This is a genomic window from Micrococcus luteus, from assembly GCF_022664405.1.
GTDB lineage: Bacteria > Actinomycetota > Actinomycetes > Actinomycetales > Micrococcaceae > Micrococcus > Micrococcus luteus.
Genome location: NZ_JAKRLB010000003.1, coordinates 97,496 through 121,298, shown reverse-complemented (window position 1 = coordinate 121,298; position 23,803 = coordinate 97,496). Strand labels below are relative to the sequence as shown.

The 23,803-nt window shown below is 74.2% G+C and carries 19 protein-coding genes; 13 read left to right on the top strand and 6 right to left on the bottom strand.

The features are described from left to right. Nucleotides 1–8 precede the first annotated feature (8 nt). The 4 genes from MF605_RS02250 (at nucleotide 9) to MF605_RS02235 (ending at nucleotide 5,222) form a co-directional block, all read left to right on the top strand. Entirely contained in the window at nucleotides 9–347 is a 339-nt protein-coding gene (locus MF605_RS02250) for a DUF3039 domain-containing protein (RefSeq protein ID WP_044659196.1), read from the top strand. 82 nt (nucleotides 348–429) lie between these two features. Further along, a complete protein-coding gene (locus MF605_RS02245) occupies nucleotides 430–2,160 on the top strand; it encodes a DEAD/DEAH box helicase (RefSeq protein WP_242821230.1) in 1,731 nt (576 codons plus the stop codon). 543 nt (nucleotides 2,161–2,703) lie between these two features. Beyond that, the gene (locus MF605_RS02240; RefSeq protein WP_134416597.1) at nucleotides 2,704–3,144 is read left to right on the top strand and encodes a hypothetical protein; all 441 of its coding nucleotides are present in this window, start codon (nucleotides 2,704–2,706) and stop codon (nucleotides 3,142–3,144) included. Between the two features lie 134 nt (nucleotides 3,145–3,278). Beyond that, on the top strand, nucleotides 3,279–5,222 hold the full coding sequence (locus MF605_RS02235; RefSeq protein WP_134416599.1) for a heavy metal translocating P-type ATPase: 1,944 nt from the start codon (nucleotides 3,279–3,281) through the stop codon (nucleotides 5,220–5,222). Between the two features lie 9 nt (nucleotides 5,223–5,231). Here MF605_RS02235 and MF605_RS02230 read toward each other — a convergent pair whose 3' ends face one another. The 3 genes from MF605_RS02230 to MF605_RS02220 form a co-directional block, all read right to left on the bottom strand. After that, on the bottom strand, nucleotides 5,232–5,693 hold the full coding sequence (locus MF605_RS02230) for a GNAT family N-acetyltransferase (RefSeq protein WP_134416601.1): 462 nt from the start codon (nucleotides 5,691–5,693) through the stop codon (nucleotides 5,232–5,234). A gap of 149 nt (nucleotides 5,694–5,842) precedes the next feature. After that, nucleotides 5,843–6,526: an isochorismatase family protein gene (locus MF605_RS02225; RefSeq protein WP_036313018.1), complete on the bottom strand. Its 684-nt coding sequence runs from the start codon at nucleotides 6,524–6,526 to the stop codon at nucleotides 5,843–5,845. Between the two features lie 3 nt (nucleotides 6,527–6,529). Further along, nucleotides 6,530–7,882 carry a nicotinate phosphoribosyltransferase gene (locus MF605_RS02220; protein WP_036313014.1) on the bottom strand — a complete coding sequence of 451 codons (1,353 nt, stop codon included), beginning with the start codon at nucleotides 7,880–7,882 and terminating at the stop codon, nucleotides 6,530–6,532. Nucleotides 7,883–7,946: 64 nt separating this feature from the next. Between MF605_RS02220 and clpS the strand changes: the two genes are divergently transcribed. The 7 genes from clpS to MF605_RS02185 are packed head-to-tail and all read left to right on the top strand — an operon-like array spanning nucleotide 7,947 to nucleotide 13,441. Beyond that, nucleotides 7,947–8,309 carry an ATP-dependent Clp protease adapter ClpS gene (gene clpS, locus MF605_RS02215; protein ID WP_002857236.1) on the top strand — a complete coding sequence of 121 codons (363 nt, stop codon included), beginning with the start codon at nucleotides 7,947–7,949 and terminating at the stop codon, nucleotides 8,307–8,309. An 8-nt stretch (nucleotides 8,310–8,317) separates the two neighbouring features. Continuing rightward, nucleotides 8,318–9,085, top strand: coding sequence for a DUF2017 family protein (locus tag MF605_RS02210; RefSeq protein WP_044659192.1), 768 nt, complete (start codon nucleotides 8,318–8,320; stop codon nucleotides 9,083–9,085). Next, nucleotides 9,082–10,014 carry a glutamate racemase gene (gene murI, locus MF605_RS02205; RefSeq protein ID WP_041103213.1) on the top strand — a complete coding sequence of 311 codons (933 nt, stop codon included), beginning with the start codon at nucleotides 9,082–9,084 and terminating at the stop codon, nucleotides 10,012–10,014. Before MF605_RS02210 ends, murI begins: the two co-directional genes overlap by 4 nt. After that, entirely contained in the window at nucleotides 10,011–10,826 is an 816-nt protein-coding gene (locus tag MF605_RS02200; RefSeq protein ID WP_119217400.1) for an MBL fold metallo-hydrolase, read from the top strand. The genes murI and MF605_RS02200 overlap by 4 nt, the downstream gene beginning before the upstream one ends. 22 nt (nucleotides 10,827–10,848) lie before the next feature. After that, nucleotides 10,849–11,613, top strand: coding sequence for a ribonuclease PH (gene rph, locus MF605_RS02195; RefSeq protein ID WP_036382145.1), 765 nt, complete (start codon nucleotides 10,849–10,851; stop codon nucleotides 11,611–11,613). Next, the gene (locus MF605_RS02190; RefSeq protein WP_044659188.1) at nucleotides 11,610–12,299 is read left to right on the top strand and encodes a non-canonical purine NTP pyrophosphatase; all 690 of its coding nucleotides are present in this window, start codon (nucleotides 11,610–11,612) and stop codon (nucleotides 12,297–12,299) included. The genes rph and MF605_RS02190 overlap by 4 nt, the downstream gene beginning before the upstream one ends. Then, complete coding sequence (locus MF605_RS02185) at nucleotides 12,296–13,441, top strand: 3'-5' exonuclease (protein WP_134416603.1); 1,146 nt, start codon at nucleotides 12,296–12,298, stop codon at nucleotides 13,439–13,441. Before MF605_RS02190 ends, MF605_RS02185 begins: the two co-directional genes overlap by 4 nt. Nucleotides 13,442–13,446: 5 nt before the next feature. Here the strand turns inward: MF605_RS02185 and MF605_RS02180 are convergent, their stop codons facing one another. Next, on the bottom strand, nucleotides 13,447–14,601 hold the full coding sequence (locus MF605_RS02180; RefSeq protein ID WP_134416605.1) for an ADP-ribosylglycohydrolase family protein: 1,155 nt from the start codon (nucleotides 14,599–14,601) through the stop codon (nucleotides 13,447–13,449). Nucleotides 14,602–14,667: 66 nt separating this feature from the next. Between MF605_RS02180 and MF605_RS02175 the strand changes: the two genes are divergently transcribed. Together MF605_RS02175 and MF605_RS02170 are read left to right on the top strand one after the other, a co-directional pair. Next, complete coding sequence (locus MF605_RS02175) at nucleotides 14,668–15,891, top strand: exonuclease SbcCD subunit D (protein ID WP_069941941.1); 1,224 nt, start codon at nucleotides 14,668–14,670, stop codon at nucleotides 15,889–15,891. Further along, nucleotides 15,888–18,932, top strand: a complete 3,045-nt coding sequence (locus MF605_RS02170) for an AAA family ATPase (RefSeq protein ID WP_119217399.1) — start codon at nucleotides 15,888–15,890, stop codon at nucleotides 18,930–18,932. Before MF605_RS02175 ends, MF605_RS02170 begins: the two co-directional genes overlap by 4 nt. Before the next feature lie 46 nt (nucleotides 18,933–18,978). Here the strand turns inward: MF605_RS02170 and MF605_RS02165 are convergent, their stop codons facing one another. Then, nucleotides 18,979–22,212: an efflux RND transporter permease subunit gene (locus MF605_RS02165; protein WP_134416607.1), complete on the bottom strand. Its 3,234-nt coding sequence runs from the start codon at nucleotides 22,210–22,212 to the stop codon at nucleotides 18,979–18,981. 7 nt (nucleotides 22,213–22,219) lie between these two features. Then, nucleotides 22,220–23,710, bottom strand: coding sequence for a malate:quinone oxidoreductase (locus tag MF605_RS02160; RefSeq protein WP_220478808.1), 1,491 nt, complete (start codon nucleotides 23,708–23,710; stop codon nucleotides 22,220–22,222). Nucleotides 23,711–23,803 lie beyond the last annotated feature (93 nt).

Genomic DNA, 23,803 nt, shown 5'->3' with positions numbered 1-23,803 from the left:
TGGCCCGCATGAGTGTGACCGGCGAACCCGACCTGAACGACCCCTTCGCGCCCGCCGGCGGCGGCACGTCCGTCCTCGAGCGTGAGGAGCTGCGCCAGGAGATCGAGCCGGGCGACCACGAGCGCTTCGCCCACTACGTCCGCAAGGAGAAGATCACGGAGTCCGCCGTCACCGGTGCCCCCGTGATCGCCCTGTGCGGCAAGGTGTGGGTGCCGGGCCGGGACCCGAACAAGTTCCCCGTGTGCCCCACGTGCAAGGAGATCTACGAGGGCCTGCGCGAGCCGCAGGACGGCGGCGACGGCGACGGCAAGCGCGGTGGCTGGTTCGGAGGCCGCGGCCGTGGCTGACGGCCGCTCCCTGACGAGCGGCACCCCGGACGGCAGCGTCCAGCACGACCTGTTCCACATCGGCGAGGACCTTCCCCCCGCCATGCCCGAGCGCGCGGCGTGGGGGACGGCCCCCAAGCTGCGCCAGTGGCAGCAGGAGGCGCTGGAGCGCTACCTCCAGACCGCGCCGCAGGACTTCCTGGCGGTCGCGACCCCCGGCGCGGGCAAGACGACGTTCGCGCTGCGCGTGGCCAAGATCCTGATGGACTCCGGCGTCGTGCAGCGACTGACCGTCGTCGCGCCCACGGACCACCTCAAGCGCCAGTGGGCGGACAACGCCGCGCGCGTCGGCATCGCGATCGACCCGAACTTCAAGAACGCCGACGGGCGGCACGGCGCCGAGTACCGCGGGGTGGCGCTGACGTACGCCCAGGTGGCGAACAAGCCCGTCCTGCACCGGAACCGCACCGAGGCCGCCAAGACGCTGGTGATCCTGGACGAGATCCACCACGGCGGCGACGCCCTGAGCTGGGGCGAGGGCATCCGTGAGGCGTTCGAGCCGGCCACGCGGCGGCTGTCCCTGACCGGCACGCCCTTCCGCTCGGATACCGCCTCCATCCCCTTCGTCCGCTACGAGCTCGGCCAGGACGGCATCGAGCGCTCCAAGGCCGACTACACGTACGGCTACGGGCCGGCGCTGCGCGACCACGTGGTCCGCCCCGTGATCTTCATGGCCTACTCGGGCCAGATGCGCTGGAAGACCTCCACCGGCGAGGTCATGGAGGCTCAGCTCGGCGAGGCCGCCACGAAGGACATCACCGCCTCCGCCTGGCGCACCGCGCTGGACCCGGCGGGCGAGTGGATCCCGTCCGTGCTGCGCGCGGCCGACCGCCGGCTCAGCGAGGTGCGCCGCAACGTGCCCGACGCCGGCGGCCTCGTGATCGCCACGGACCACCAGGACGCGCGCGCGTACGCCGCGCAGCTCGAGGCGCTGACCGGCCAGCGGCCGGCCGTGATCCTCTCGGACGACAAGGGGGCCTCGGATCGCATCGAGGAGTTCGCCGCGTCGGACGAGCGGTGGATGGTGGCGGTGCGCATGGTGTCCGAGGGCGTGGACGTGCCCCGCCTGTGCGTGGGCGTGTACGCCACGTCCACGTCCACGCCCCTGTTCTTCGCCCAGGCCGTGGGCCGCTTCGTGCGCTCCCGCCGGCGTGGGGAGACCGCCTCGGTGTTCCTGCCGTCCGTGCCCGCGCTCATGCTGCTGGCCAACGAGATGGAGCTCGAGCGGGACCACGCGCTGGACCGCAAGGAGGGCGCCGTCGACGTCGAGGACCTCGAGGACGCCCCCGAGGAGGACCTCATCGCGGAGGCCAACCGGGCCGAGAGCGGCTCGGACGCGCTGACGCGGGAGAAGTTCGAGGCCCTCGAGTCCCGGGCGAGCTTCGACAAGGTGCTCTTCGACGGCGGCGAGTTCGGTCTCGGCGGCGCGGTCGGCTCGGAGGAGGAGCAGGACTTCCTCGGCATCCCGGGCCTGCTGGACGCCGAGCAGGTCTCCGCCCTGCTGCGGCAGCGGCAGGCCGAGCAGATCCAGCGCCGGCCGCGTGCGCAGGCGGTCGAGCCCGCCGACGTCGTGGACCACCGGCGGATGAAGGAGCTGCGCGCGGAGCTGTCCAAGACGGTGTCCGCCTGGGCGGCCCGGTCCGGCCAGCCGCACGGGGTGATCCACAACCGCCTGCGGGAGATCTCCGGCGGCCCCGCCGTGGCCCAGGCCTCCCGGGAGCAGCTGGAGAAGCGGCTGAGCACCCTGCGCGGGTGGTTCGTCGGCCGGACCTGAGGTTCAGATTCGAGACTCTAGGGGGCGGGTGTGTCAATCGTAATCGGATCTTTAGGGGGAATATTTTTATGGCTAATTTACCAGGCTATTGGTACTAGATGGCCCGAAGTTTATGCGACAGCTCGGGACTCTCTTGATTTAATGCCAAGAAGAAGCTCGGTAAAGTATCTACTTATATACAGGGGAATACCTACGTTTTCCGTGACTGTCCTGGCCCTGAACTTGGCCGTGGAGTCGGGAGGGGACCCGTATTGGACGTCAGCATTCGTATTTTGGACCTATTCGACCTTGGCGGAAATTCGGTCTACTTTCAGCCCAAAGGGCGCATTGAGACAATTGTCTACAGTGAATACTGTCTATCTTTCGGCGTCTGTAGTCGTCACAACGATTTATTGCAGTGTCGCAGTATTGGTATACCCGCACTTCTCTGTCCTGGTTCCGTCGGTCAGGGAGCTTGTTATTGCACTCTGGACAGCCCTGTTCGCTTCCGTTTTGGCGATATCTTTCCAGCGATTCAACACCCGGTCCGGTCCGGATGTGCAAATGGAAATCGATTACTCCATTAAGGACATCGGACAGAAGACGTGGTCTCAAATCGATTCCATATGTATGCGTGAAAATATTGACCCTTGCCTCATTAAGGCCCTTGCTGCTGCCGAAGCGCAGCAGCGGCCTCGGTGGATCCGGCAGGCGGAGCGCGTGGCGGGGCGACTCTTCGGCGGTGGGACTTTTGGTGTCGGCCAATGGCCGTCATCACGGCCAATTGATGATCTAACGTCTATAGAGTTCCGCGCTAAGCAGCTGGCGCCTGTGGGCTTAACTCCGCATGAGTGCGACATTGCTGAGGTCTATGATTTCCTTGATATTGACTATTTCATCTATTCATGGAACTCGGATGAATCATTTGCAGATAGCGCGAGGGGATTTTACTCTGCATTCAGGAGGGCAAAGATGGTTGAGCATGTTGCCGAAAGCGATGCGTGACATGCCATCCCGTCAGCGAGGCGCTCCGCCGACTTGGCCTGAAGGCCCGCACGCGGCGGTCTGAGGTTCGCCTCCCCTGGCTGGCACCCGGCACGGGGACGGGCTGGAATGGGGGCACGATGTCAGGAGTCGCCATGCCCGTGTCCGCCCCGTCCCCGTCACGTCCCGCCGTCCTCGGCTTCGCCGCGCGGTACCCGTGGGTGCTCGCGACGCTGGTCGTCGTCGCCCTCACCCTCGGCCTGCACCTGGCGGGGGCGGAGGATCCGGCGCGCTGGATCGCCTCGGCGTATGCCCTGGTGGTGGCCGCGTGGACCTCGGTGGGCATGGTCAGGGACCTGATGCGCGGGCACTGGGGTGTGGACATCCTCGCCGTCACCGCGATCGTCGCCACCGTGCTGGTGGGGGAGCACCTCGCCGCCGTGCTCGTCTGCCTGATGCTCACCGGTGGGGAGGCCCTCGAGGACTACGCGGCCGGCCGCGCTCGGCGGGATCTGTCCGCCCTGCTGGACCGCGCCCCGCAGCGCGCGCATCGCCTGGGCCCGGACGGCTCCGTGGAGGACGTGCCGGTGGAGGAGGTGCGTGCCGGCGACCGGCTCCTGGTGCGTCCCGCCGAGGTGCTTCCCGTGGACGGCACCGTGGCTTCCGCCGAGGACGGCGGGGAGGTCGCCGTGGACCTGGACGAGTCCTCCCTGACCGGCGAGTCCCTGCCCGTCACGCGCCGCACCGGCTCGGCCGTGATGTCCGGCGCGCTCAACGGCACCCGCGCCTTCGTGCTCGAGGCGACCGCCTCCGCGGCCGACTCGCAGTACGCGGCCATCGTCTCCCTCGTGCAGCAGGCGGCCGAGTCCCGCGCCCCCATGGTGCGCCTGGCCGACCGCTACGCCGTGCCGTTCACCGCCGTCGCCTACCTGATCGCCGGCCTGGCCTGGTGGCTGTCCCAGGACCCGGTCCGCTTCGCCGAGGTGCTCGTGGTGGCCACGCCGTGTCCGCTGCTCATCGCCGCTCCGGTGGCCTTCCTCGGCGGCATGTCCCGCGCCGCCACGTCCGGGGTGATCGTGAAGTCGGGTGGGACCATCGAGGCCCTCGGCTCCGTGCAGACCGTGGGCTTCGACAAGACCGGCACCCTCACCGCCGGCCGCCCCGAGCTGGTCGGCGTGCGCCCGGCCGCCGGCTTCGCCCAGGACGAGCTGCTGCGCCTGGCCGCCTCCGCCGAGCAGTACTCCGTGCACGTGCTCGCCGACGCCATCCGCGCGGCGGCCGAGGAGCGCGGGCTGTCCCTGGCGACCGCGCAGGATGCCACGGAGGAGGCCACCCACGGGGTCGTGGCGGTGCTCGAGGGTCGGCGCGTCGTCGTCGGCAAGCGCGCCTACGTCACGCAGGCCGCCCCGGACACCGTCACCGCCGACCTCGCCCCCGGTCAGTCCGCCGTCTACGTGGCCGTGGACGGCGCCTTCGCCGGCGTCCTGCTGCTGGCCGACCGCATCCGCCCCGAGTCCGCCGCCACCGTGCAGGCGCTCCACCGCCTCGGCGCACGACAGGTCCTCATGCTCACCGGCGACGCCGAGGCCACCGGACGGCACATCGCCAGGGAGGCGGGCATCGACGAGGTCCACGCGGACCTGCTGCCCGCGGACAAGGTCCGCCTGCTCTCCGAGCGCCCGGAGCGCCCGGTGATGATGGTCGGCGACGGCGTCAACGACGTCCCCGTGCTCGCCGCCGCGGACGTGGGCGTGGCCATGGGCGCCCGCGGCTCGACCGCCGCCTCCGAGTCCGCCGACGTGGTGGTGCTCGCCGACGACGTCTCCAAGGTCGCCGTCGCCGTGGCCGCCGGCCAGCGCACCCTGCAGGTGGCCACGCAGTCGATCTGGGTCGGCATCGCGCTCTCCCTGGTCCTGATGGTCATCGCCGCCACGGGCGCCATCCCGGCTCTGGTCGGCGCGCTGTTCCAGGAGCTCGTGGACGTCGTGGCCATCGTCAACGCGCTGCGCGCCATGAAGCCCGGCCCGCACGAGGCCGAGCGGCTCGGCGATCTCGCCGCCGCCCCCGCCCGGGGGGAGCGGCAGGCCGTGTCGGCCTGAGCGCCGGGCTCAGCCGTCCCGGGACTGGAAGCGCACGAAGGCGCGCAGCTCGTCACCCTCCACGTCACGGGACTCGCGGAATCCATGGGCCTCGTAGAAGGCGCGCTGGCGCTCCTCGGTGTCCGTGAGCAGCACGTGCTGACGCACCTGGCCGAACCGGGCGAAAACGCGGCGCAGCAGCTCGGAGGCGATGCCGCGGCGCTGGTGCCCCGGATCCACGAGGATGTCCTGCAGGTAGGCGATGGTGTGGCCGTCGGAGACCACGCGGGCCAGGCCGACCAGACGGCCGCCGTCGAAGGCGGTCACCACGGTGGCCGAGCCCTGCAGCCCGCCCATGAGCGTGTCCATGTCCGCCGTGGAGGCGGACCAGCCCACGGCGTCGTAGAGGGCGCGGACGTCGTCGGCGGCCGGGATCGCCCCGGAGAGGTAGCGGATGCCGTCCCGGTCTGCGGCGATGGGGGAGTCGGTCATGGCTGCTCTCCTCGTCGACGTCGGGCACCGGCTCCGGCACGCCCGCCGGGGCCGCGTGCCTCCATCATGCCGCATCGAGTGACATTCGTCACTGTCTCGGCGTGCGGCGCCTCAGAGGCGACGCCGGTGCCGCTCGGGGCCGAACCCGCTCACGAGGTCGCCAGGATGGCCCCGGCGGCCTCCATCTCGTGGAGCGCGGCCTGGGCGGCCGCCTCGTCGACGCCGGCCACCAGGTCGGTCAGCACGGTGACCTCGTAGCCGGCGTCGAGGGCGTCGAGCACGGTGGCGCGCACGCAGTGGTCCGTGGCGATGCCCACCACGGTGATCGCGTCCACGCCCTGCTCACGGAGCCACTCGTCGAGGCCGGGGGCGCCGGACTCGACGGCGGCCGCGGCCACGGCGGTGGCCCCGTACGGGCCGACGGTCCCGGAGGGGCGCTCGCCCGCGGCCCCGGTCGGGACGGCGTCGGGCTCGCCGAGGGCGCCGTCGAAGCCGGAGTAGGCGTCCGTGTGCAGGCCCTTGAGGAACTCGGCGTCGAGGTGCTCGGCGTCCAGGTCGGGATGCAGCTCGGCGCCGGCGGTGCCGGCCACGCAGTGCACCGGCCAGGTGGTGCGGAAATCCGGCTCGGCGCCGGTGGCCGCGGCGAAGTGCGTGCCCGGGTCGACGTGCCAGTCGCGCGTGGCGGCCACGGACGCGTAGGCGTCCGCGTGCTCGGCCAGGTGCTCGCTGACCCCGGCCGCGACGGCGGCGCCGCCGGTCACGCCGAGGGCGCCGCCCTCGCAGAAGTCGTTCTGCACGTCCACGATCACCAGGGCGCGGTTCAGGTTCTCCATGGGTCAGTCCTCCAGGAAGATGGTCGGGATGGCGGGGTCGCCCGGCTGCAGGCGGCCCACCGAGGCGGGCAGCTCGCGCAGGGAGGCGGCGTGCCGCTCGGCGGCGCGGGTGACGGCCTCGGGGCCGGTCCAGCCCTCGGCCAGCTCGCCGGCGTGCACGAAACGGTGCAGCAGGGGACGGTCGTCGGCGTCGGGCGCGGCGCCGCGGTTGACGCCGATCACCTCGGCGGTGGCCCGGCCCCGCGGGTCGCGGCGGCGCGCGGCCTCCTTGCGGCCGCCCCGGCTGGCCTTGCCGGAACTGGCCTTGGCCACGTCCACCCACGTGCCGTCGTCGTCCTGGCGGGCCACGAGCTTGTAGACCATGGAGGCGGTGGGCGCGCCGGACCCGGTGACCAGGCGCGTGCCCACGCCGTACGAGCTGACGGGGGCGGAGCGCAGGGCGGCGATCGCGTACTCGTCCAGGTCCGAGGTGACCATGATCCCGGTCTCGGTGTTGCCCAGCTCGTCGAGCAGCTCGCGCACGCGGTGAGCCTGGATCACGAGGTCGCCGGAGTCGACCCGGACGTTCCGCAGGGCCGGGCCGGCAACCTCGACCGCGGTGCGCACGCCCTGCTCCACGTCATACGTGTCCACGAGGAGGGTGGTGTCCGCCCCGAGCGCGGCGACCTGGGCCTCGAAGGCGGCGCGCTCCGAGTCGTGCAGCAGGGTGAAGGAGTGGGCGGCGGTGCCGACGGTCGGGATGCCGTACCGGCGGCCCGCCTCGAGGTTCGAGGTGGCGGTGAAGCCCGCGATGGCCGCGGCGCGGGCGGCGGCCACGGCAGACTCCTCGTGCGTGCGGCGCGAGCCCATCTCGGCGCACGGGCGGCCGTCCGCGACGGCCGTCATGCGGGAGGCTGCGGAGGCCACGGCGGAGTCGTAGTTGTAGATGGAGAGCAGGTAGGTCTCCAGGATGCACGCCTCGGCGAACGTCGACTCCACCTGCAGGAGGGGGGAGTGCGGGAAGTAGGCCTCGCCCTCGGCGTAGCCCACGATGTCACCCGTGAACTCGTAGTCGGCCAGCCAGGCCAGCGTGGCGTCGTCGAGGGCGGTGGTGTCCGCGAGGAAGTCGAGCTCGGGCGTGTCGAACCGGAAGCGGGACAGGCCCTCCAGCGCGCGGCCCACGCCGGCCACCACGCCGTAGCGGCGGCCGCTGGGCAGGCGTCGGGTGAACAGCTCGAAGCGGGAGCGGCGGTGCGCGGTGCCGGCCTTCAGCGCGGCCTGGAGCATGGTCAGCTCGTAGTGGTCGGTCATCAGCGCCGTGGGGATCTGCCAGTCGTCGGCGGTCCGCGGGGCGCTGGGCACGGGGTTCTGGCTCACGCCCCCACCCTAGTGGACCGTGGCGGGGCCGGTCCTGGCCCGCCCGCCTCGTACACTGGGGCGCATGTCCGTGCTGACCCGCCACGATCCGTCCGCGCCGCGCGCCGTGCGTCCGGCGCCGGGTGAGTCCGTCCCCGCCGGCGCCACCGACACCGCCCTGCTGGAGCGGCCTCACGAGGACACAGCCCGGGACCGGCCGTGGAACGTGGTGGTGTGGAACGACCCGGTGAACCTGATGAGCTACGTGGCCTACGTGTTCCGCACCCACTTCGGCTACTCCGCGGCCAAGGCGCAGCGGCTCATGCTCGAGGTCCACGAGCGGGGCCGGTCCGTGGTGGCGACGGGCACCAAGGAGAAGGCCGAGCTGCACGTGGGCGCGATGCACGGCTACGGGCTGTGGGCCACGCTGGAGCAGGCGGAGGACTGAGGAGGGGCATGGCAGAACGGTTCCGCTGGACGCGGCGGGGGTACACGGCGCAGCTGGAGCTGCCGGAGGTGCGCCTGCTGCGCGGGCTGGTCAGGGACGTCGTCGCCCTGCTCGAGGGCCGACGCGCGGACGTGCGCCCCGCCGAGGCGGACCCCGCCGAGGCCCCGGCCGCCGAGGACGGCGTCGACACGCCCGAAGATCCCCCGGCGGCGCCGCCGTCCGTGTCCGCCGCGCAGGACGCGGGCCCCGTGGCCGGGCTGGACGCGTCCGACGCCGCGTTCTGGGGGCTGGTCTCCGGGCTGCACCTGAGCCAGGACCCGGAGCCGCAGCGTTCGGCCCCCACCGACCCGGCCGTCGCACGCCTCCTGCCGGATGCGATGCCCCAGGCCGGCGCCGCCGAACAGGGCGCCCACCGGGCCCTGACCGAGGACGCCCTGTCGGAGGGGAAGCTCGCGGACGCGCGCCTGGCACTCGAGCTGCTGCGCTCGACGCGCGTGGAGGTCCCGCACGACCAGGCGCCGGCCTTCGGCCGCGCGCTCAACGACGTGCGCCTCGTCCTCGCGGCCCGCCTGGGCGTCGAGACCGAGGAGGACGCCGCCCGCGTGCACGCCGTGGACGACTGGCGCAGCGCGGAGGACGTCGAGTCCACCATGGCCCTGCTCTACAACTTCACCTCGTGGCTGCTGGAGACGCTCATGACGGAGATGCTCAGCGAGCTGCCCGAGGGCGCGGACGAGTCCGCGCCGGGCGCCGGGGACGCGGAGGGCGAGCAGTGAGCGGCCAGCGCGCCGCCGTGGACGCCGCCGCGCCGATCGGCGTGTTCGACTCGGGCGTGGGCGGGCTGACCGTGGCCCGGGCGATCATGGACCAGCTGCCCCACGAGTCCATCCTCTACGTGGGCGACACGGAGCACTCGCCGTACGGCCCGCGGCCCATCGCCGAGGTACGGGCCCTCGCCCTGGCGATCATGGACGAGCTCGTCGCGCGCGGCGTCAAGGCGCTCGTGATCGCGTGCAACTCCGCGTCGGCCGCCGTGCTGCGCGACGCCCGCGAGCGCTACACGGGAGGCCACGGCATCCCCGTGATCGAGGTGATCCAGCCCGCCGTGCGCCGCGCCGTGGCAGCCACCCGCACGGGCCGGATCGGTGTGATCGGCACCGAGGCGACCGTCGGGTCCCGCGCCTACGAGGACTCGTTCTCGGCCGCCCCGCACCTCGAGATCACCTCGGTCGCGTGCCCGCGGTTCGTGGAGTTCGTGGAGGCCGGCATCACCACCGGCCCCGAACTGCTGGAGACCGCCCGGGAGTACACGGCCCCGCTGCGTGCGGCGGGCGTGGACACCCTCGTGCTGGGATGCACCCACTACCCGCTGCTGACCGGCGCGCTCTCCCTCGTGATGGGGGAGGACGTCACGCTCGTCTCCTCCGCGGAGGAGACCGCCAAGGACCTCTACCGGGAGCTGGTCCGCCTCGGCCTCGAGCACCCCCACTCGGCCGCGGGCTCCGGCCAGGCCACCCGCCACCGCTTCGCCGCCACCGGCGACCCCGACCACTTCCAGGCCCTCGCGCGCCGCTTCCTCGGACCCGAGGTCGAGTCCGTGCGACGCCTGGAGACGATCGGCGCGCCCCGCCCCGCGGCCGCGCCGGTCCCGACGCGCTCGGCGGCCTCCGTCCGGCCGGGCCCCGAGCAGGAGGGTGTGACGTGAAGCTGACCATCATCGGGGCCTCCGGGTCCTTCCCCGGCCCGGGCTCGCCCGCCTCGTGCTACCTCCTCACCGCCGAGGGCGTGGCCGAGGACGGCGTCACCCCGCGCACGTGGCGGATCCTGCTCGACCTCGGCAACGGCGCCCTCGGCGTGCTGCAGCGCTACGTCGAGCTCGAGGACCTGGACGGCATCCTGCTCTCCCACCTGCACCCGGACCACTTCATGGACCTGTGCGGGATGCACGTGGCCATCCGCTGGAACCCGGCCGGCTGGGGACGCGGCCGGCTGCCCGTCTACGGACCCGCCGGCACCGCCGACCGCATCGCCGAGGCGTACGGGATGGACCCCGAGCCGGGGATGCACCAGGACTTCGAGTTCCGGTGCTGGGCCGCCGGCCGCCCCGAGCGGCTCGGTCCGTTCCGGTTCACCCCGGTCCCCGTGCGCCATCCCATCGACGAGGCCTACGCGATCCGGGTCGAGGTGGACCGCGTCGACGACGACGGCGACGTCACCACCCGCGTGCTCACCTACTCCGGGGACACCGACGCGTGTGAGGGGCTCGTCGAGGCCGCGCGGGACGCGGACGTGTTCCTGTGCGAGGCCGCCTTCCACGAGGGCCGGGACGACGGCATCGACGGCGTCCACCTGACCGGCCGACGGGCCGGCGAGACGGCGGCGCAGGCCGGGGCCCGGAAGCTGCTGCTCACACACCTGCCGGTGTGGAACGATCCGCAGCGCGCCGTCCAGGAGGCCCGCGAGGTGTACGACGGCCCGCTGGCCGTCGCCGTCTCGGGGCTGAGCTACGGCGTCTGAGGGCGTGCCTAGACTGGAGGCCATGAGCTCTCCCGCCCCCACCGCCCCCCGCCCGGACGGCCGCGCCGTCGACGAGCTGCGCCCCATCACCATCACCCGGGGCTGGTCCCGGCAGGCGGAGGGCTCGGCCCTGATCGAGTTCGGGAACACCCGCGTGCTGTGCACCGCCTCCTTCACCGAGGGCGTGCCGCGCTGGCTCAAGGGCGAGGGGACCGGCTGGGTCACCGCCGAGTACGCGATGCTCCCGCGGGCCACCAACGAGCGCAGCCAGCGCGAGTCCGTCAAGGGCCGGATCGGCGGGCGCACCCACGAGATCTCCCGCCTGATCGGCCGGTCCCTGCGCGCCGTCATCGACCTGTCCGCCCTGGGGGAGAACACCATCGTCCTGGACTGCGACGTCCTCGACGCCGACGGCGGCACCCGCACCGCCGCCATCACGGGCGCCTACGTCGCCCTCGCCGAGGCGGTGGCCTGGGCGCGGCGCGAGGGGATCCTCGCCAAGGGCGCTGCCGTCCTCAAGGACTCCGTCGCCGCGGTGTCCGTGGGCATCGTGGACGGGGTGCCCGTCCTCGACCTGCCGTACGTGGAGGACGTGAAGGCGGAGACGGACATGAACGTGGTCGTCACCGGGGCCGGGGAGTTCGTGGAGGTGCAGGGCACCGCCGAGGGCGCGCCGTTCACCCGCGCCGAGCTGGACACCCTGCTGGACCTGGCCCTGATCGGCACGGGTGAGCTGGCCCGCATCCAGGCCGAGACCCTGGCCGCCGCCACGGAGGACCGGGCGTGAGCGCGCCCGCCTCCTCGTCGGCGGGCCTGCCGGAGGGCGCCCGCATCGTGCTCGCCACGCACAACGCGGGCAAGGTGCGCGAGCTGCGGCAGCTGCTCGCCGGCGCCGTGCCCGGCCTCGACGTGGAGGCCGCGGTGGTGGACGCGGGCGCCGTGGGCGCCCCGGACGTCGTCGAGGACGGCGTCACGTTCGCCCAGAACGCGCTGAAGAAGGCCCGCGCCGTGGCCGCGCACACCGGGCTGATCGCCGTCGCGGACGACTCCGGTCTGGCCGTGGACGTGCTGCACGGCGCCCCCGGGATCTTCTCGGCCCGCTGGGCCGGGCGCCACGGGGACGACCGTGCCAACCTCGAGCTGCTGCTGGCCCAGCTGGCCGACGTGCCGGACGAGCATCGGGGTGCCCAGTTCGTGTGCGCCGCCGCGCTCGCGGTCCCCAGCGGCCCGGACGCCGCGGGCGCCCGGGCCATCCACGTCGAGCACGTCGAGCACGGCCGCCTGCCCGGCACGCTGCTGCGCGAGCCCGTGGGGGACGGCGGCTTCGGCTACGACCCGATCCTGCGGCCCGAGGGCCGGGACGTGTCCACCGCGCAGCTGAGCCCCGAGGACAAGAACGCGATCAGCCACCGGGGGCACGCCTTCCGCGCCCTGCTGCCCTACCTGGTGGACGCGCTCGACGCGCGCCCGTGAGCGGCGGGCGCGTCCCCGTGCCGGGGCTGGACTTCACCGCGATCGACTTCGAGACCGCCAACGGCTTCCGCGGCTCCCCGTGCGCCGTGGGCGCCGTCCGGGTGCGGGACGGGGTCATGGTGGACCGTGCCGAGTGGCTGATCCGTCCGCCCGTCGGCTTCGACCGGTTCGATCCCCGCAACGTGCGCATCCACGGCATCACCGAGGACCGCGTCCTGGACGCCCCCCGGTTCGCGCAGGTGTACGACGAGCTCGCGGACTTCGTGGGGACGGACGTGCTCGCGGCGCACAACGCGGGCTTCGACGTCGGCGTCATCGAGTCCGGCCTCGAGGTCTCCGGCCGGGACGTGCCGGGCCTGGAGTTCGTGTGCACCCTGGTGCTGGCGCGCCGCGTCTACGACCTGCCCTCGTACGCCCTGCCCTCCGCGGCGCGCGAGGCCGGGTTCACCCCGGGGCGCCACCACGACGCACTGGCCGACGCCGAGGCCTGCGCGGCCATCCTCGTGGACATCGGCCGGCGCGTGCTGGGGGCGCCGCCGGCCGACGCGGAGATTCTGCCCGGGCTGACCGACGCGCCGGCCGGCCGCGGCGTCGACCGCCTGATGCGGGCCCAGGGGCTGAGCGTCAGCGTCCTCGCCCCCCGGGCGGCGGGATCGGGCGCCGAGTCGAAGGCCACCCGCCAGGCCCGGCGTACCGAGGGCGTCTTCGACGCGCGGGTCCCGCTGCGGGACGAACGCGCCATGCCCGACTTCATGCGCTGGCCGGACGAGGGCGTCAATCCGCTCCCGAACCCGGCCGCCGACCCGGGCCACCCCCTGTTCGGCCAGACCGTGGTGTTCACGGGCGGCATCGGCATGTCGCGTCAGCGTGCCAAGACGCGCGCGGCCGCGCACGGCGCGCAGACCGCGAACCGGGTGGGCGCGGCCACCACGATGCTCGTCGTGGGGGACGGCTTCGAGGCCGCGGACCTGCACCGCCCGCGCGCCGAGGACGGGGCACCGCAGGCCGTGACCACGGCGCTGGCGCACCGCAAGACGCGGGACGCCCTGCGCCGGCGGGACCGTGGGCAGGCCATCGCCCTGGTCTCCGAGGGGGAGTTCCTGCAGATGCTCGACGGGAACTGGCCGGACGCCGCGCGCTGAACCACTCAGGTGGTCGCGGCGCTCCAGCGCCGGGCGGCCTCCAGGACGACCTCGCGCTCGGCGACCCACCCCGGGACGGAGGCCTCGGCCGCGGCGCGGTCCGCGGGGTCGTGCGCACCGAACACGGCGGTGCCGTGCGCCACGCCGAGCACCTGCCCGGCCAGCGAGGCCGTGGAGTCGGAGTCGCCGTCGTGGTTCACGCCGATCCGCAGCGCCAGGGCGAGCGCCGCCGCCGGATCGGCCGGGTGCACCGCCTGCGCGGTGAGCGCGGCATACAGCGCGATCGCCAGGGCCTCCTCCGCGACCCAGCCCTCGCCGAGCGCGGTGGGGAGGGCGCCGGGGGCGCCGGGGTCGGCGTCGACGGTGCCGGCCAGGTCGACCGCCGCGGTCACGGCGGCGCGGGTCTCCGCGGCCTCCTCGCCCAGGCCGTCGAGCCACGCGCGGGCGTGCGCGACCGCGGCGGCCAGGTCCAGGCCGCGCAGCAGGGCCGCGATGACGAGGGCGTACGCGCCCGCCGCGACCCACGCGGTGGGGTGGCCGTGCGTGAGGACGGCCCCCTGGCGGGCGAGGGACACGACGTGCGGGTCCTCGAGCCCCGGCACCATCCCGTACGGGGCCGAGCGCATGACCGTCCCGCAGCCCTTCGAACCCGGGTTGTGCGGGTCGCCCGGCAGGCCCATCCCCGGTTCGGCGAGCCCGGTCAGGCACGCGGTGCCCGGCGCGCGGCGCACCTTCAGCTCCGCGTGCGCGTCGATCCAGCGGGGCGGGGCCGGGGGAGCGCCCTCGGGCAGCGCGCCGTCCTGCGTGGCGAACCAGCGCAGGCACGCGAGCCACACGCACGCCGCAGGATCGGCCGGGACGCCGTCGTTCTGCCACTCGATCCACTCGAGCAGGCCGTCGAGCACGTACAGCGTCAGCTGCGTGTCGTCGGTGATCGGCAGGGCGTGGGCGCCCTCCTGGGCGAGCAGGTCCGCGGCGTCGGTGACGCCGGCGGGGCCGTGCACCGCCGCGATCCCCGACGCGGGGGTGAACTCGACGACGCCGCCCAGCGCGTCCCCGGCGGCACCGGCCGCGAGGAGGGCCAGGACCCGGTCGGCGTGCTCGGGGCCGGGCAGGGGCGTGGACGAGGAGGCGGTGGGCTCGGGCGCGGTGGCGGACATGCCGCCATCGTACGAGCTGCACCGCGTCGTGCTTATCCCGTCCACACCCTCCCTAGAGTGGGCCGCATGATCCTGCTGCACACCTCGGACTGGCATCTGGGCCGGTCGTTCCACGGCACCGGGCTGCTCGAGGCCCAGGAGGAGGTCCTGGACGCCCTCGTCGCGACCGTGACGGAGCGCGGCGTGGACGCCGTCCTGCTGGCCGGGGACGTGTACGACCGCGCGCTGCCGCCGGCGGACGCCGTCCGGCTGCTGGACCGGACGCTCACCCGGCTGCACGCGGCCGGCGCCCAGGTGGTGCTCACGAGCGGCAACCACGACTCGGCGGTGCGCCTCGGCTTCGGCGGCGGACTCCTGGCGGCCGCGGGCGTGCACGTGCGCGCGGACGCGGCGGAGCTGGACCGCCCCGTGCTGCTCACCGAGCCCGGGGTCGACGGCGGCGCGGGCCAGACCGTGGCCGTCTACGGCATCCCCTACCTCGAACCGCGCCACCAGGGACCGGCCTGGGGCGTGGAGCCCCACCACACGGCCGTGCTGACGGAGGCGGTCCGCCGCGTCCACGCCGATCTGGCCGCCCGCCGCGCCGAGACGCCGGAGCCGGTGGCCGCCGTCGTGCTGGCCCACCTGTTCGCGGCCGGGGGCCACGGCTCCGAGTCCGAACGGGACATCGGCGAGGGCGAGCACGTCGAGCCGGACGCCCCGCCCGAGATGCTGGTGGGCACGCTGGGGCAGGTGCCGGTCTCCGTGTTCGACGGGCTCGACTACGCGGCCCTGGGCCACCTGCACGGCCGCCAGCGGCTGGCAGAGCACGTGCGGTACTCCGGCTCACCGCTGCCGTACTCCTTCTCCGAGGCGGGCCACCGCAAGGGCGGCTGGCTCGTCCACGTCACGGGCGGGGCCGTCACCGACGTCGAGGCCGTGGACTGGGACGCCGGACGGCGCCTGGCGGTGCTGTCCGGGCCGATCGAGGACCTGCTGGAGTCCCCGGAGTTCGCGTGGGCGGAGCAGTGCTGGGTGCAGGTCACCGTCACCGACGACGAACGCCCCGAGCGGGCCCTGGAGCGCCTGAAGACCCGGTTCCCCTCCGTGCTCGTCTTCCGCCACGAACCGGCCGGCGGGAGGCGGGCCCGGGAGCGGACCTACGCCCAGGTCCTGCGGCAGGCACCCTCGGACCACGCGCTCGCGGTCGGTTTCGTGGACCACGTCCGGCAGCGGCCGGCCAGCGGGGCCGAGCAGGACCTGCTGCGGGACGCCCTCGAGGCCGCTCGCGCGGGGGAGGTGCGCGCATGAGGATCCATCGGATGCGCCTGGAGGGGCTCGGGCCCTACGCCCAGGCGCAGGACGTCGACTTCGACCGGCTCAACGCGGGCGGCCTGTTCCTGCTGGACGGGCCCACCGGCGCGGGCAAGTCCACGGTGCTGGCCGCGCTGTGCTTCGCCCTCTACGGGACCGTGCCGGGCGGACGGTCGGCCGAGTCGCTCGTGACCACGCTGCGCGAGCCCGGCGCGGTGATCCCCGAGGTGCAGGTCGAGTTCACCGTGCAGGGCCGGCGCTTCGAGGTGGTCCGCTCGCCCAAGCACGAGCGGCCCCGCCGGAGACGCAGCGCGGCGGGCGGCGCCACCGTCACCACGCAGGCCACGGTCTCCCTGCGGGAACGCGTGGACGGGGAATGGACGGCGCCGCTCACCCGGGCGGACGAGGTCGGCCAGCAGATCGCGGCCGTCCTGCACCTGGACGCCGAGCAGTTCATGCAGGTGGTCCTGCTGCCTCAGGGACAGTTCGCCCAGTTCCTCACCGCGAAGTCGGATGAGCGCCGCGTCCTGCTGCGGCGGCTCTTCGGCACGCAGCGCTTCGACGGCGTCGAGGAGCACCTGCGCGTCGAGACGGCCCGGCTGGACACCGCGGTGGCCGTGGACGCGGACGTGGCCCGGACCGCGCGGGCACAGCTGGCCGAGGCGCTCCACGAGGCGCTCGGCCCGGACTGGCATGCGCCGGAGCCGTCACCGGACACGGACGACCGGCTGCTCGGCCTCGCCGCCGAGCGCGCAGGTCGCGCCCACGAGGACGCGCGGGCCGACCTCGCCACGGCCCGCGCCGCGGAGCAGCGGGCCCGGGTGACGGCGCGTGAGCTGGAGACCCGCGGGCGGGACCTGGCCGCGGCCGAGGCGTGGGCGAGCCGTCGACGCGACCACGACGCCGAGGCCGAGACCGCCGCGGCGCGGCGCCGCGCCGTCGACGCCCATGAGCGCGCCGGGCGGGTGCTCGCGGCCGCCCAGCGGGCCACCGCGGCGGCGGACGCCGCCGGCACCGCGTCGGAGACGGTGACGGAGGCCCTGGCGCACGTCGAGGACGAGCCGACCGCGGCGGCGTGGCTCGCCGCCGCCCGGGCGGACGGGGCCGCCGACGCGCCCGCCTCCCGCCAGGCGCTGGGGGAGGCCGAGCGCGCCGCGGAGGCGGTGGCACGCGCCGTCCAGGACCGTGCCCGGATGGGCGAGCTGGAGCAGGAGGCGGCCGCCGCGGCGGAGCGTCGGGCCGAGATCGGCCGCGACCGCGCCGCCCTGGTCGAGTCCCGCCCCGAGCGTGAGGCGGCCGTCGCGGCACACCGCGCGGCCGTCGAACGCGGCACCGAGCGTCTCGGCGCCCGGGAGGCCGTGGACCGCGCCGTGTCCGAGGCCGCCGCTCGCCGCACGGCCGCCGAGGCCGCGGCCGCCCGCGCCGTCGAGGCAGAGACCGCGGCCCGGGCCCACCGGGAGGCACAGGAGCGGCGACGCGAGGCCGCCGAACGGCACGTCGGTCTGCTGCGTGCCCGGTACGAGCAGGCCGCCTCCGAACTGGCGGAGCGGCTCGTGCCCGGCGAGCCGTGCGCCGTGTGCGGCTCGCCCGAGCACCCGGCCCCGGCCGCCACCGCGGACACCACGGTGACCGAGGCGGACGTGCGGGACGCCGAGCAGGCCCGGACCGCGGCCGACCGGGCCGCGACCGACGCCGAGACCGCCCTGCGCGCCGCCGAGCAGACCCTCCGCACGGCGCGCGAGGCCGCCGCCGGGCTCGCACCCGAGGCCGCGCGAGAGGCGCTCGAGCGCGCCGAGGCCGAACGGGCCGCGCTGGACCAGGCGGCGAAGGACCTCGCCGCGGACCGCCGGCGGCTGACCGCCGCCGAGAAGACGCTCGCCGGGGCCGACGAGACCGCCGCCGCGCTCGCGGCCGAGGACGGTCGGCTCGCCGAGGCCGCCGCCCACCGTGCCGCCCGGCTGACCGAGCTGCGGGACGCCGTCGAGGCCGCCCGCGGTGACGCCGAGACCCTCGACGCCCGCCGCGACCAGGTCACCGCCGCACGCCGGGTCCTGGCCGCCCTCGCTGCGGCGCAGGACGAGGACGCGCGCGCCCGGGCGGTCGCCGACGAGACCGACCAGGCGCTCACCGCCGCGCTGGCCGAACAGCACTTCGACGACGTCGACGCGGCGCGCGCGGCCCGCCTCGAGGAGACGGAGGCCGCCGCGCGCACGGCCGCCGTGCAGGAGTGGCACGCCGAACGGGCCCGCCTCGCCGAGCTCGAGGCGAGCGAGCCCGTCCGCCGGGGCCGCGCCCTCGCCGAGGCGGGCGTCGAGCCGCCGACCGAGGAGCAGACCCGCGCCGCCGCCGAGGCGCTCGCCGCGGCCGAGGCCGCGAGCTCGTCCCGGGCGACGGCGGTCGGGCGACTCGATTCACTCGTCGCCACGGTGCGCCGCCAGTCAGCCGCCCTGACCGAGGTCCTGGAGCGGTCCGCCGGGCTCATCGCCGAGCACACGCGGGTGCGGGGGCTGCTCGACCTCGTCCGCGGCGGCGGGGAGAACCTGCTCAAGATGCCCCTGACGAGCTACGTCCTCGCCGGGCGGCTCGAGGAGGTCGCCGCCGCGGCCACCGAGCGTCTGCTCGCCATGACGGACCAGCGGTATTCGATCGAGTACTCCGACGCCGTGGGCGGGCGCGGGAACAAGGGCCTCGAACTCGTCATCCGGGACCACTACGTGGACGAGACGCGCCACCCGGCCACGCTCTCGGGCGGCGAGACCTTCATGGCCTCCCTCGCCCTCGCCCTGGGGCTCGCGGACACCGTGCAGGCCGAAGCCGGCGGCATCGAACTGGACACGCTCTTCGTGGACGAGGGCTTCGGCTCGCTCGACGCGGACACCCTCGACGACGTCCTGGACGTCGTGGACACCCTGCGGACCGGTGGCCGGACCGTGGGCCTCGTCTCCCACGTCGAACGGATGAGGCAGGAGATCGGCGTGCGCCTCGAGGTGCGCAAGGACCGGCGCGGCTCGAGCCTCGCGGTGCACGACGGCGCCTGAGCGACGGGGGTGCGCCCCGCCGCCCCGGCCCGCGCCACGCGTGAGGTCAGGCCCGGCGCCACCGCCGGCGGAGGCGCTGCCGGAGTCGGCCGAGGCGTCCGGCGTCGAGCTCGGACGGGGCCGCCCAACGCTCCTCAGCCCGGCGCGCCTGCTCGGCCGCGCGCTCGGCCGCGACGCGCTGCGCCTCCCGCTCGGCCGCGACACGGCGCTCCTCCTGCAGGCGGCGCTCCCCGCGGACCTCGGTGAGCCGGTACAGCACGGGCACGAGCACGAGCGTGAGCAGGGTGGAGGACACCAGGCCGCCCACCACGGCCACCGCGAGGGGCTGGGAGATGAACCCCGCGTGCCCCGTGATGCCCAGGGCCATCGGGGTCATGGCCAGGACGGTGGCCAGGGCCGTCATCACCACCGGGCGCACGCGGTTGAGCGCGCCCACCTCGATCGCCTCGTCCAGGGTCATGCCGCGGTCGCGGCGGTACTGGTTGATCAGGTCGATCAGCACGATCGCGTTCGTCACCACGATGCCCACCAGCATGAGCAGCCCGATCATCGTGGACAGTCCCAGCGGCGTGCCGGTGGCCAGCAGCGCCAGGAACACGCCCGTGGCGGCGAAGGGGATCGACACGAGCAGCACGAGCGGCTGGCGCAGCGAGTTGAACGTCGCCACCATCACGACGTACACGGTTGCCACGGCGGCCAGCAGCGCCAGTCCGAGGTCCCGGAACGTCTGCGCCTGCTGCTCCGCCGCGCCGCCCACGGCCGCGGTGACGCCCTCGGGCAGGTCCAGCTCCGCCACGGCCTGCGTGACCCGGCGCGAGACGGCCCCGAGGTCCTCGTCGTCCGGGGTCACCGTGACGACGGCGGTCCGCTCGCCGTTCGAGGACGTCACCCGGGCGGGCACCGGCACTCGCGAGACCTCGGCGAGGTCCCCCAGCGGCACGGGCCCCTCGGCCGTCTCCACGGGCACCTGGCGCAGGGCGTCGAGGGACTCGACCGGCTCCGGGTCACCCAGCTGCACCGCGAAGCTCTCGAACCCGAAGCGGACGTCGCCCACGGGCACGGCCTGCAGGGCGGCGGCGGCCTGGCCGGCCACCGCCTCCTCGGTCAGGCCGAGCCGGGCGGCGGCGACGGTGTCCACGTCCACCTGGAACGTCGGGCGCAGGTCCGAAGCCGGCGTCGTCACCTCGCGGGCACCCTCGACGGGCCGCAGCGCCTCGGCGACCTGATCGGCGGCCGCGGTGAGGGCCTGCGGGTCGGGGGCGGAGACGGCCACCTCGATGTCCTGGCCGCCGCTCGGCCCCTGCTGTGTGGAGACGGACACGTCGCCCACGCCGTCGAGACCCGTGAGCTCGGCGCGCACCCCGTCCTGGAGGGCCACCTGGTCCGCATCCGGGTCGGTCACCACCGTGAACCGCGCCCGGTCCGCCGAGGAGCCGCCGAAGGCCCCCATCGGACCGGCGGTGGTGCCGGCCGTCCACTGGACCGTCTCGACGCCGTCGGTGTCCAGCAGCACCCGCTCGATGCGCTCGGCGGCGGCGGCCGTGGTCTCCAGCGACGTCCCCGGCTCCTGCTCCGCCGTGACGACGAACGAGTTCTGTCCCGAGTCGCCCAGGAGGTTCGTGGGGATCAGCGGGACCAGCGCGGCCGTGCCGGCCAGCAGCGCCAGGGCGGCGGCGAGGGTGACCACGGTGTGCCGCTGTGTCCAGCGCAGCACCGGGCGGTAGGCCCGGGTGAGCCATCCGCCGGCCGCCACGGGCCGGTCGCCGGGGACGGCGGGCGCGGCCGTGGTCTCGGCCCCGCGCCGCGGGGCGCGCAGGAACCACCAGCACAGCACCGGCACGATCGTCAGGGCGACGACGAGGGAGGCCAGCAGGGCGACCGTGGCGGTCACGGCGAAGGGCCGGAACAGCTCGCCGGCCAGGCCGCCCACGAAGGCGATGGGCAGGAACACGGCCACGGAGACCAGGGTGGAGGCGGTGATCGCGGTGGCGACCTCGCGCGTGCCGTCGAGGATCGCGGTGCGCCGGTCGGCGCCCAGGCCGAGGTGCCGGCGGATGTTCTCCACCACCACGATCGCGTCGTCCACGACCCGGCCGATCGAGATCGTCAGCGCCCCGAGCGTCAGCGTGTTGAGGGAGTAGCCGAAGGCCGCGACCCCGATGAGGGCGGCCAGCAGGGACAGCGGAATGGACACGGCGGTGACGAGGGTGGAGCGCACCGAGAGCAGGAACACGGCGATCACCAGCACGGCGAACGCCAGGCCCAGCAGGCCCTCCTGGAACAGCGTGTCGATGGACTGCTGGATGAACGGGGCCTGGTCGAACACCACGGTCAGGTCCGCGCCGCCGCCGACCAGGGACGCCAGCTCCGGCAGGGCGTCGCGCACGGCCTGCGAGACCGCCACGAGGTCGGCGTCCGGGGTCGCGGTCACGGAGACGGACAGCGTCGGCACCCCGTCGGTGCGGGTCAGGGACGTGGGGGCCGCGGCCACGAGGGTGACGTCGGCGACCTCGTCCAGGGTGCGCGGTTCGCCGTCGCCGGAGGGAGCGACGACGATCCCGCGCAGGCCCTCGAGGTCCTCGACGGCGGCGCCCGCCTGGACGGGATAGGTGGTCGCGCCCTCGGTGACCTGGCCGACGGGGAAGAGGCCGGCGTTCTCCTCGAGTGCGTCGGTGATGTCGGAGGTGGTCAGCCCGGCGGCGGCGAGCGCGGCCGGGTCCGGGACCACGGAGACGTTCTCGTCCGTGCCGCCGAGGACGTCGGCGCCCCGGACGCCGTCGATCTTCTGCAGCCGCGGGGCCAGGACGTCCTCGGCGCGGCGGCGCAGGGTGTTGAGGTCCTCGTCCCCGGACAGGGCGAGGAAGACCACCGGGAAGTCGGAGACGGAGCCCGCGAAGGACGAGGTCTCCGCCTCCTCCGGCAGCTGGGGCCCGAGGTTGGCGACCACCCGGTCCACCTGGGACCGGGCCCGGTTCAGGTCTGTGCCGTAGGCGAACTCCAGCTGGACCGCGTTGAAGCCGGACTGCGACGTGGACCGCGAGGATTCGAGCCCCTCCACGGCCTGCAGGGCCGTCTCGAGGGGCTCTCCCACCTGCGCGTCCACGACCTCGGGGGACGCCCCCGGGTAGAGCGTCGACACGGAGATGACGGGCAGCTCGAGCGGGGGGATCAGCTCCCGTTTGAGCTGCCCGGCGGAGAGGACGCCGAACACCGCGATGAACACGGTGACGAGCGCCACGAGCGCCCGCCGGCCGAGTGAGAACCGTGCGAGCGCTCCCATCACGGCGTCAGGCCAGCTTCAGTGCGGCGTCCGTGGCGGTGCGGACCTCGTCCAGCAGCGCCGGGTCGTCGTTGAGCGTGTGGCCCAGGGACGGGATGAGCTCCTTGAGCGTGCCGTCCCAGCCGGCCATCTTCGCGGGGAAGCAGCGCTCGAGCAGCTTCACCATGATGGGGGCCGCGGTGGAGGCACCGGGCGAGGCGCCGAGCAGGCCGCCGAGCGAGCCGTCCGCGTGGGTGACGACCTCGGTGCCGAACTGCAGGACGCCGCCGAAGCGGCCCTTGCGCTTCATCACCTGCACGCGCTGGCCCGCGGTGATCAGCTCCCACTCGCCGCCGTCGGCCTCCGGGTAGAACTCGTGCAGCGCGTCGATCTTCTTGTCCCGGGACTTCAGCACCTCGGTCACGAGGTACTTGGTCAGGTCCATGTTGTCCTTGGCCACGTCCAGCATCGTGCTGAGGTTGTGCGGGCGCACGGACAGCGGCAGGTCCAGGTAGGAGCCGGTCTTGAGGAAGTTCGTGGAGAACCCGGCGTAGGGGCCGAACAGCAGGGAGCGCTTGCCGTTGACGAAGCGGGTGTCCAGGTGGGGCACGGACATCGGAGGGGCGCCGACGGCGGCCTGGCCGTACACCTTGGCCATGTGCTGGTTGACCACGGACTCGTCCGTGCAGCGCAGGAACTGGCCGGAGACCGGGAAGCCGCCGAAGCCCTTGGCCTCGGGGATGCCGGACTTCTGCAGCAGGGGCAGGGCGCCGCCGCCGGCACCGACGAAGACGAAGCGGGCGCGGTCCACGAGCTCGGAGCCGGCGGCCTTGTTCTTGACCTTGACCTCCCAGCGGCCGTCCGTGCCGCGGGTGAGGCCGGTGACCTTGTGACCGAAGCGCACCTCGGCGCCGGCGCCGGCCATGGCCGTGATGAGCTGGCGGGTGAGGGAGCCGAAGTCGACGTCGGTGCCGCCGGTGTTGCGGGACGCCGCCAGGCGCTGGCCCGGCTCACGGCCCTCGATCAGCAGCGGGGCCCAGGCACGGATCTGCTCCGGGTCCTCGCTGTGCTCCATGCCGGCGAACAGCGGCTGGGCGGACATGGCCTCATAGCGGGTGCGGAGGTAGTCCGCGTGGTCGTCACCCCACACGAAGGACATGTGCGGCAGCGGGTTGATGAAGGACTTGGGGTCCTTGAGCGTGCCGTCCGCCACCAGGGAGGACCAGAACTGGCGGGTGGTCCAGAACTGCTCGTTGATGCCCAGCGCCTTGGTGACGTCCACCCGTCCGTTCTTGTCCATGGGCGAGTAGTTCAGCTCGCACAGGGCGGCGTGGCCGGTGCCCGCGTTGTTCCACGGGTCGGAGGACTCCAGGCCGGCCTGATCGAGGCTCTCGTACAGGGCGATGGACCAGGTGGGCTCGAGCTTCTGCAGCAGCACGCCCAGGGTGGCGCTCATGATGCCGCCGCCGATCAGGACGACGTCGTGGGTGGCGGTGGACGAGGTGGTGGGCACGGTCAACTCCTGAAGCAGAACGACGGCGGGTGGGCGCAGTGCGACCAGGCCGAGCAGTGGCGGTCGGGCCGGGCGCCGTGATCTCCCACTGTACTACCG

Bases quoted from the DNA above. Each gene is read 5' to 3' on its own strand.
- MF605_RS02165 (WP_134416607.1), bottom strand. From the start codon at position 22,212: ATGGGAGCGCTCGCACGGTTCTCACTCGGCCGGCGGGCGCTCGTGGCG.
- MF605_RS02250 (WP_044659196.1), top strand. From the start codon at position 9: ATGAGTGTGACCGGCGAACCCGACCTGAACGACCCCTTCGCGCCCGCC.
- MF605_RS02240 (WP_134416597.1), top strand. From the start codon at position 2,704: ATGGAAATCGATTACTCCATTAAGGACATCGGACAGAAGACGTGGTCT.
- MF605_RS02245 (WP_242821230.1), top strand. From the start codon at position 430: ATGCCCGAGCGCGCGGCGTGGGGGACGGCCCCCAAGCTGCGCCAGTGG.
- rph (WP_036382145.1), top strand. From the start codon at position 10,849: ATGAGCTCTCCCGCCCCCACCGCCCCCCGCCCGGACGGCCGCGCCGTC.
- clpS (WP_002857236.1), top strand. From the start codon at position 7,947: ATGTCCGTGCTGACCCGCCACGATCCGTCCGCGCCGCGCGCCGTGCGT.
- MF605_RS02225 (WP_036313018.1), bottom strand. From the start codon at position 6,526: ATGGAGAACCTGAACCGCGCCCTGGTGATCGTGGACGTGCAGAACGAC.
- MF605_RS02170 (WP_119217399.1), top strand. From the start codon at position 15,888: ATGAGGATCCATCGGATGCGCCTGGAGGGGCTCGGGCCCTACGCCCAG.
- MF605_RS02235 (WP_134416599.1), top strand. From the start codon at position 3,279: ATGCCCGTGTCCGCCCCGTCCCCGTCACGTCCCGCCGTCCTCGGCTTC.
- MF605_RS02230 (WP_134416601.1), bottom strand. From the start codon at position 5,693: ATGACCGACTCCCCCATCGCCGCAGACCGGGACGGCATCCGCTACCTC.
- MF605_RS02175 (WP_069941941.1), top strand. From the start codon at position 14,668: ATGATCCTGCTGCACACCTCGGACTGGCATCTGGGCCGGTCGTTCCAC.
- MF605_RS02180 (WP_134416605.1), bottom strand. From the start codon at position 14,601: ATGTCCGCCACCGCGCCCGAGCCCACCGCCTCCTCGTCCACGCCCCTG.
- MF605_RS02210 (WP_044659192.1), top strand. From the start codon at position 8,318: ATGGCAGAACGGTTCCGCTGGACGCGGCGGGGGTACACGGCGCAGCTG.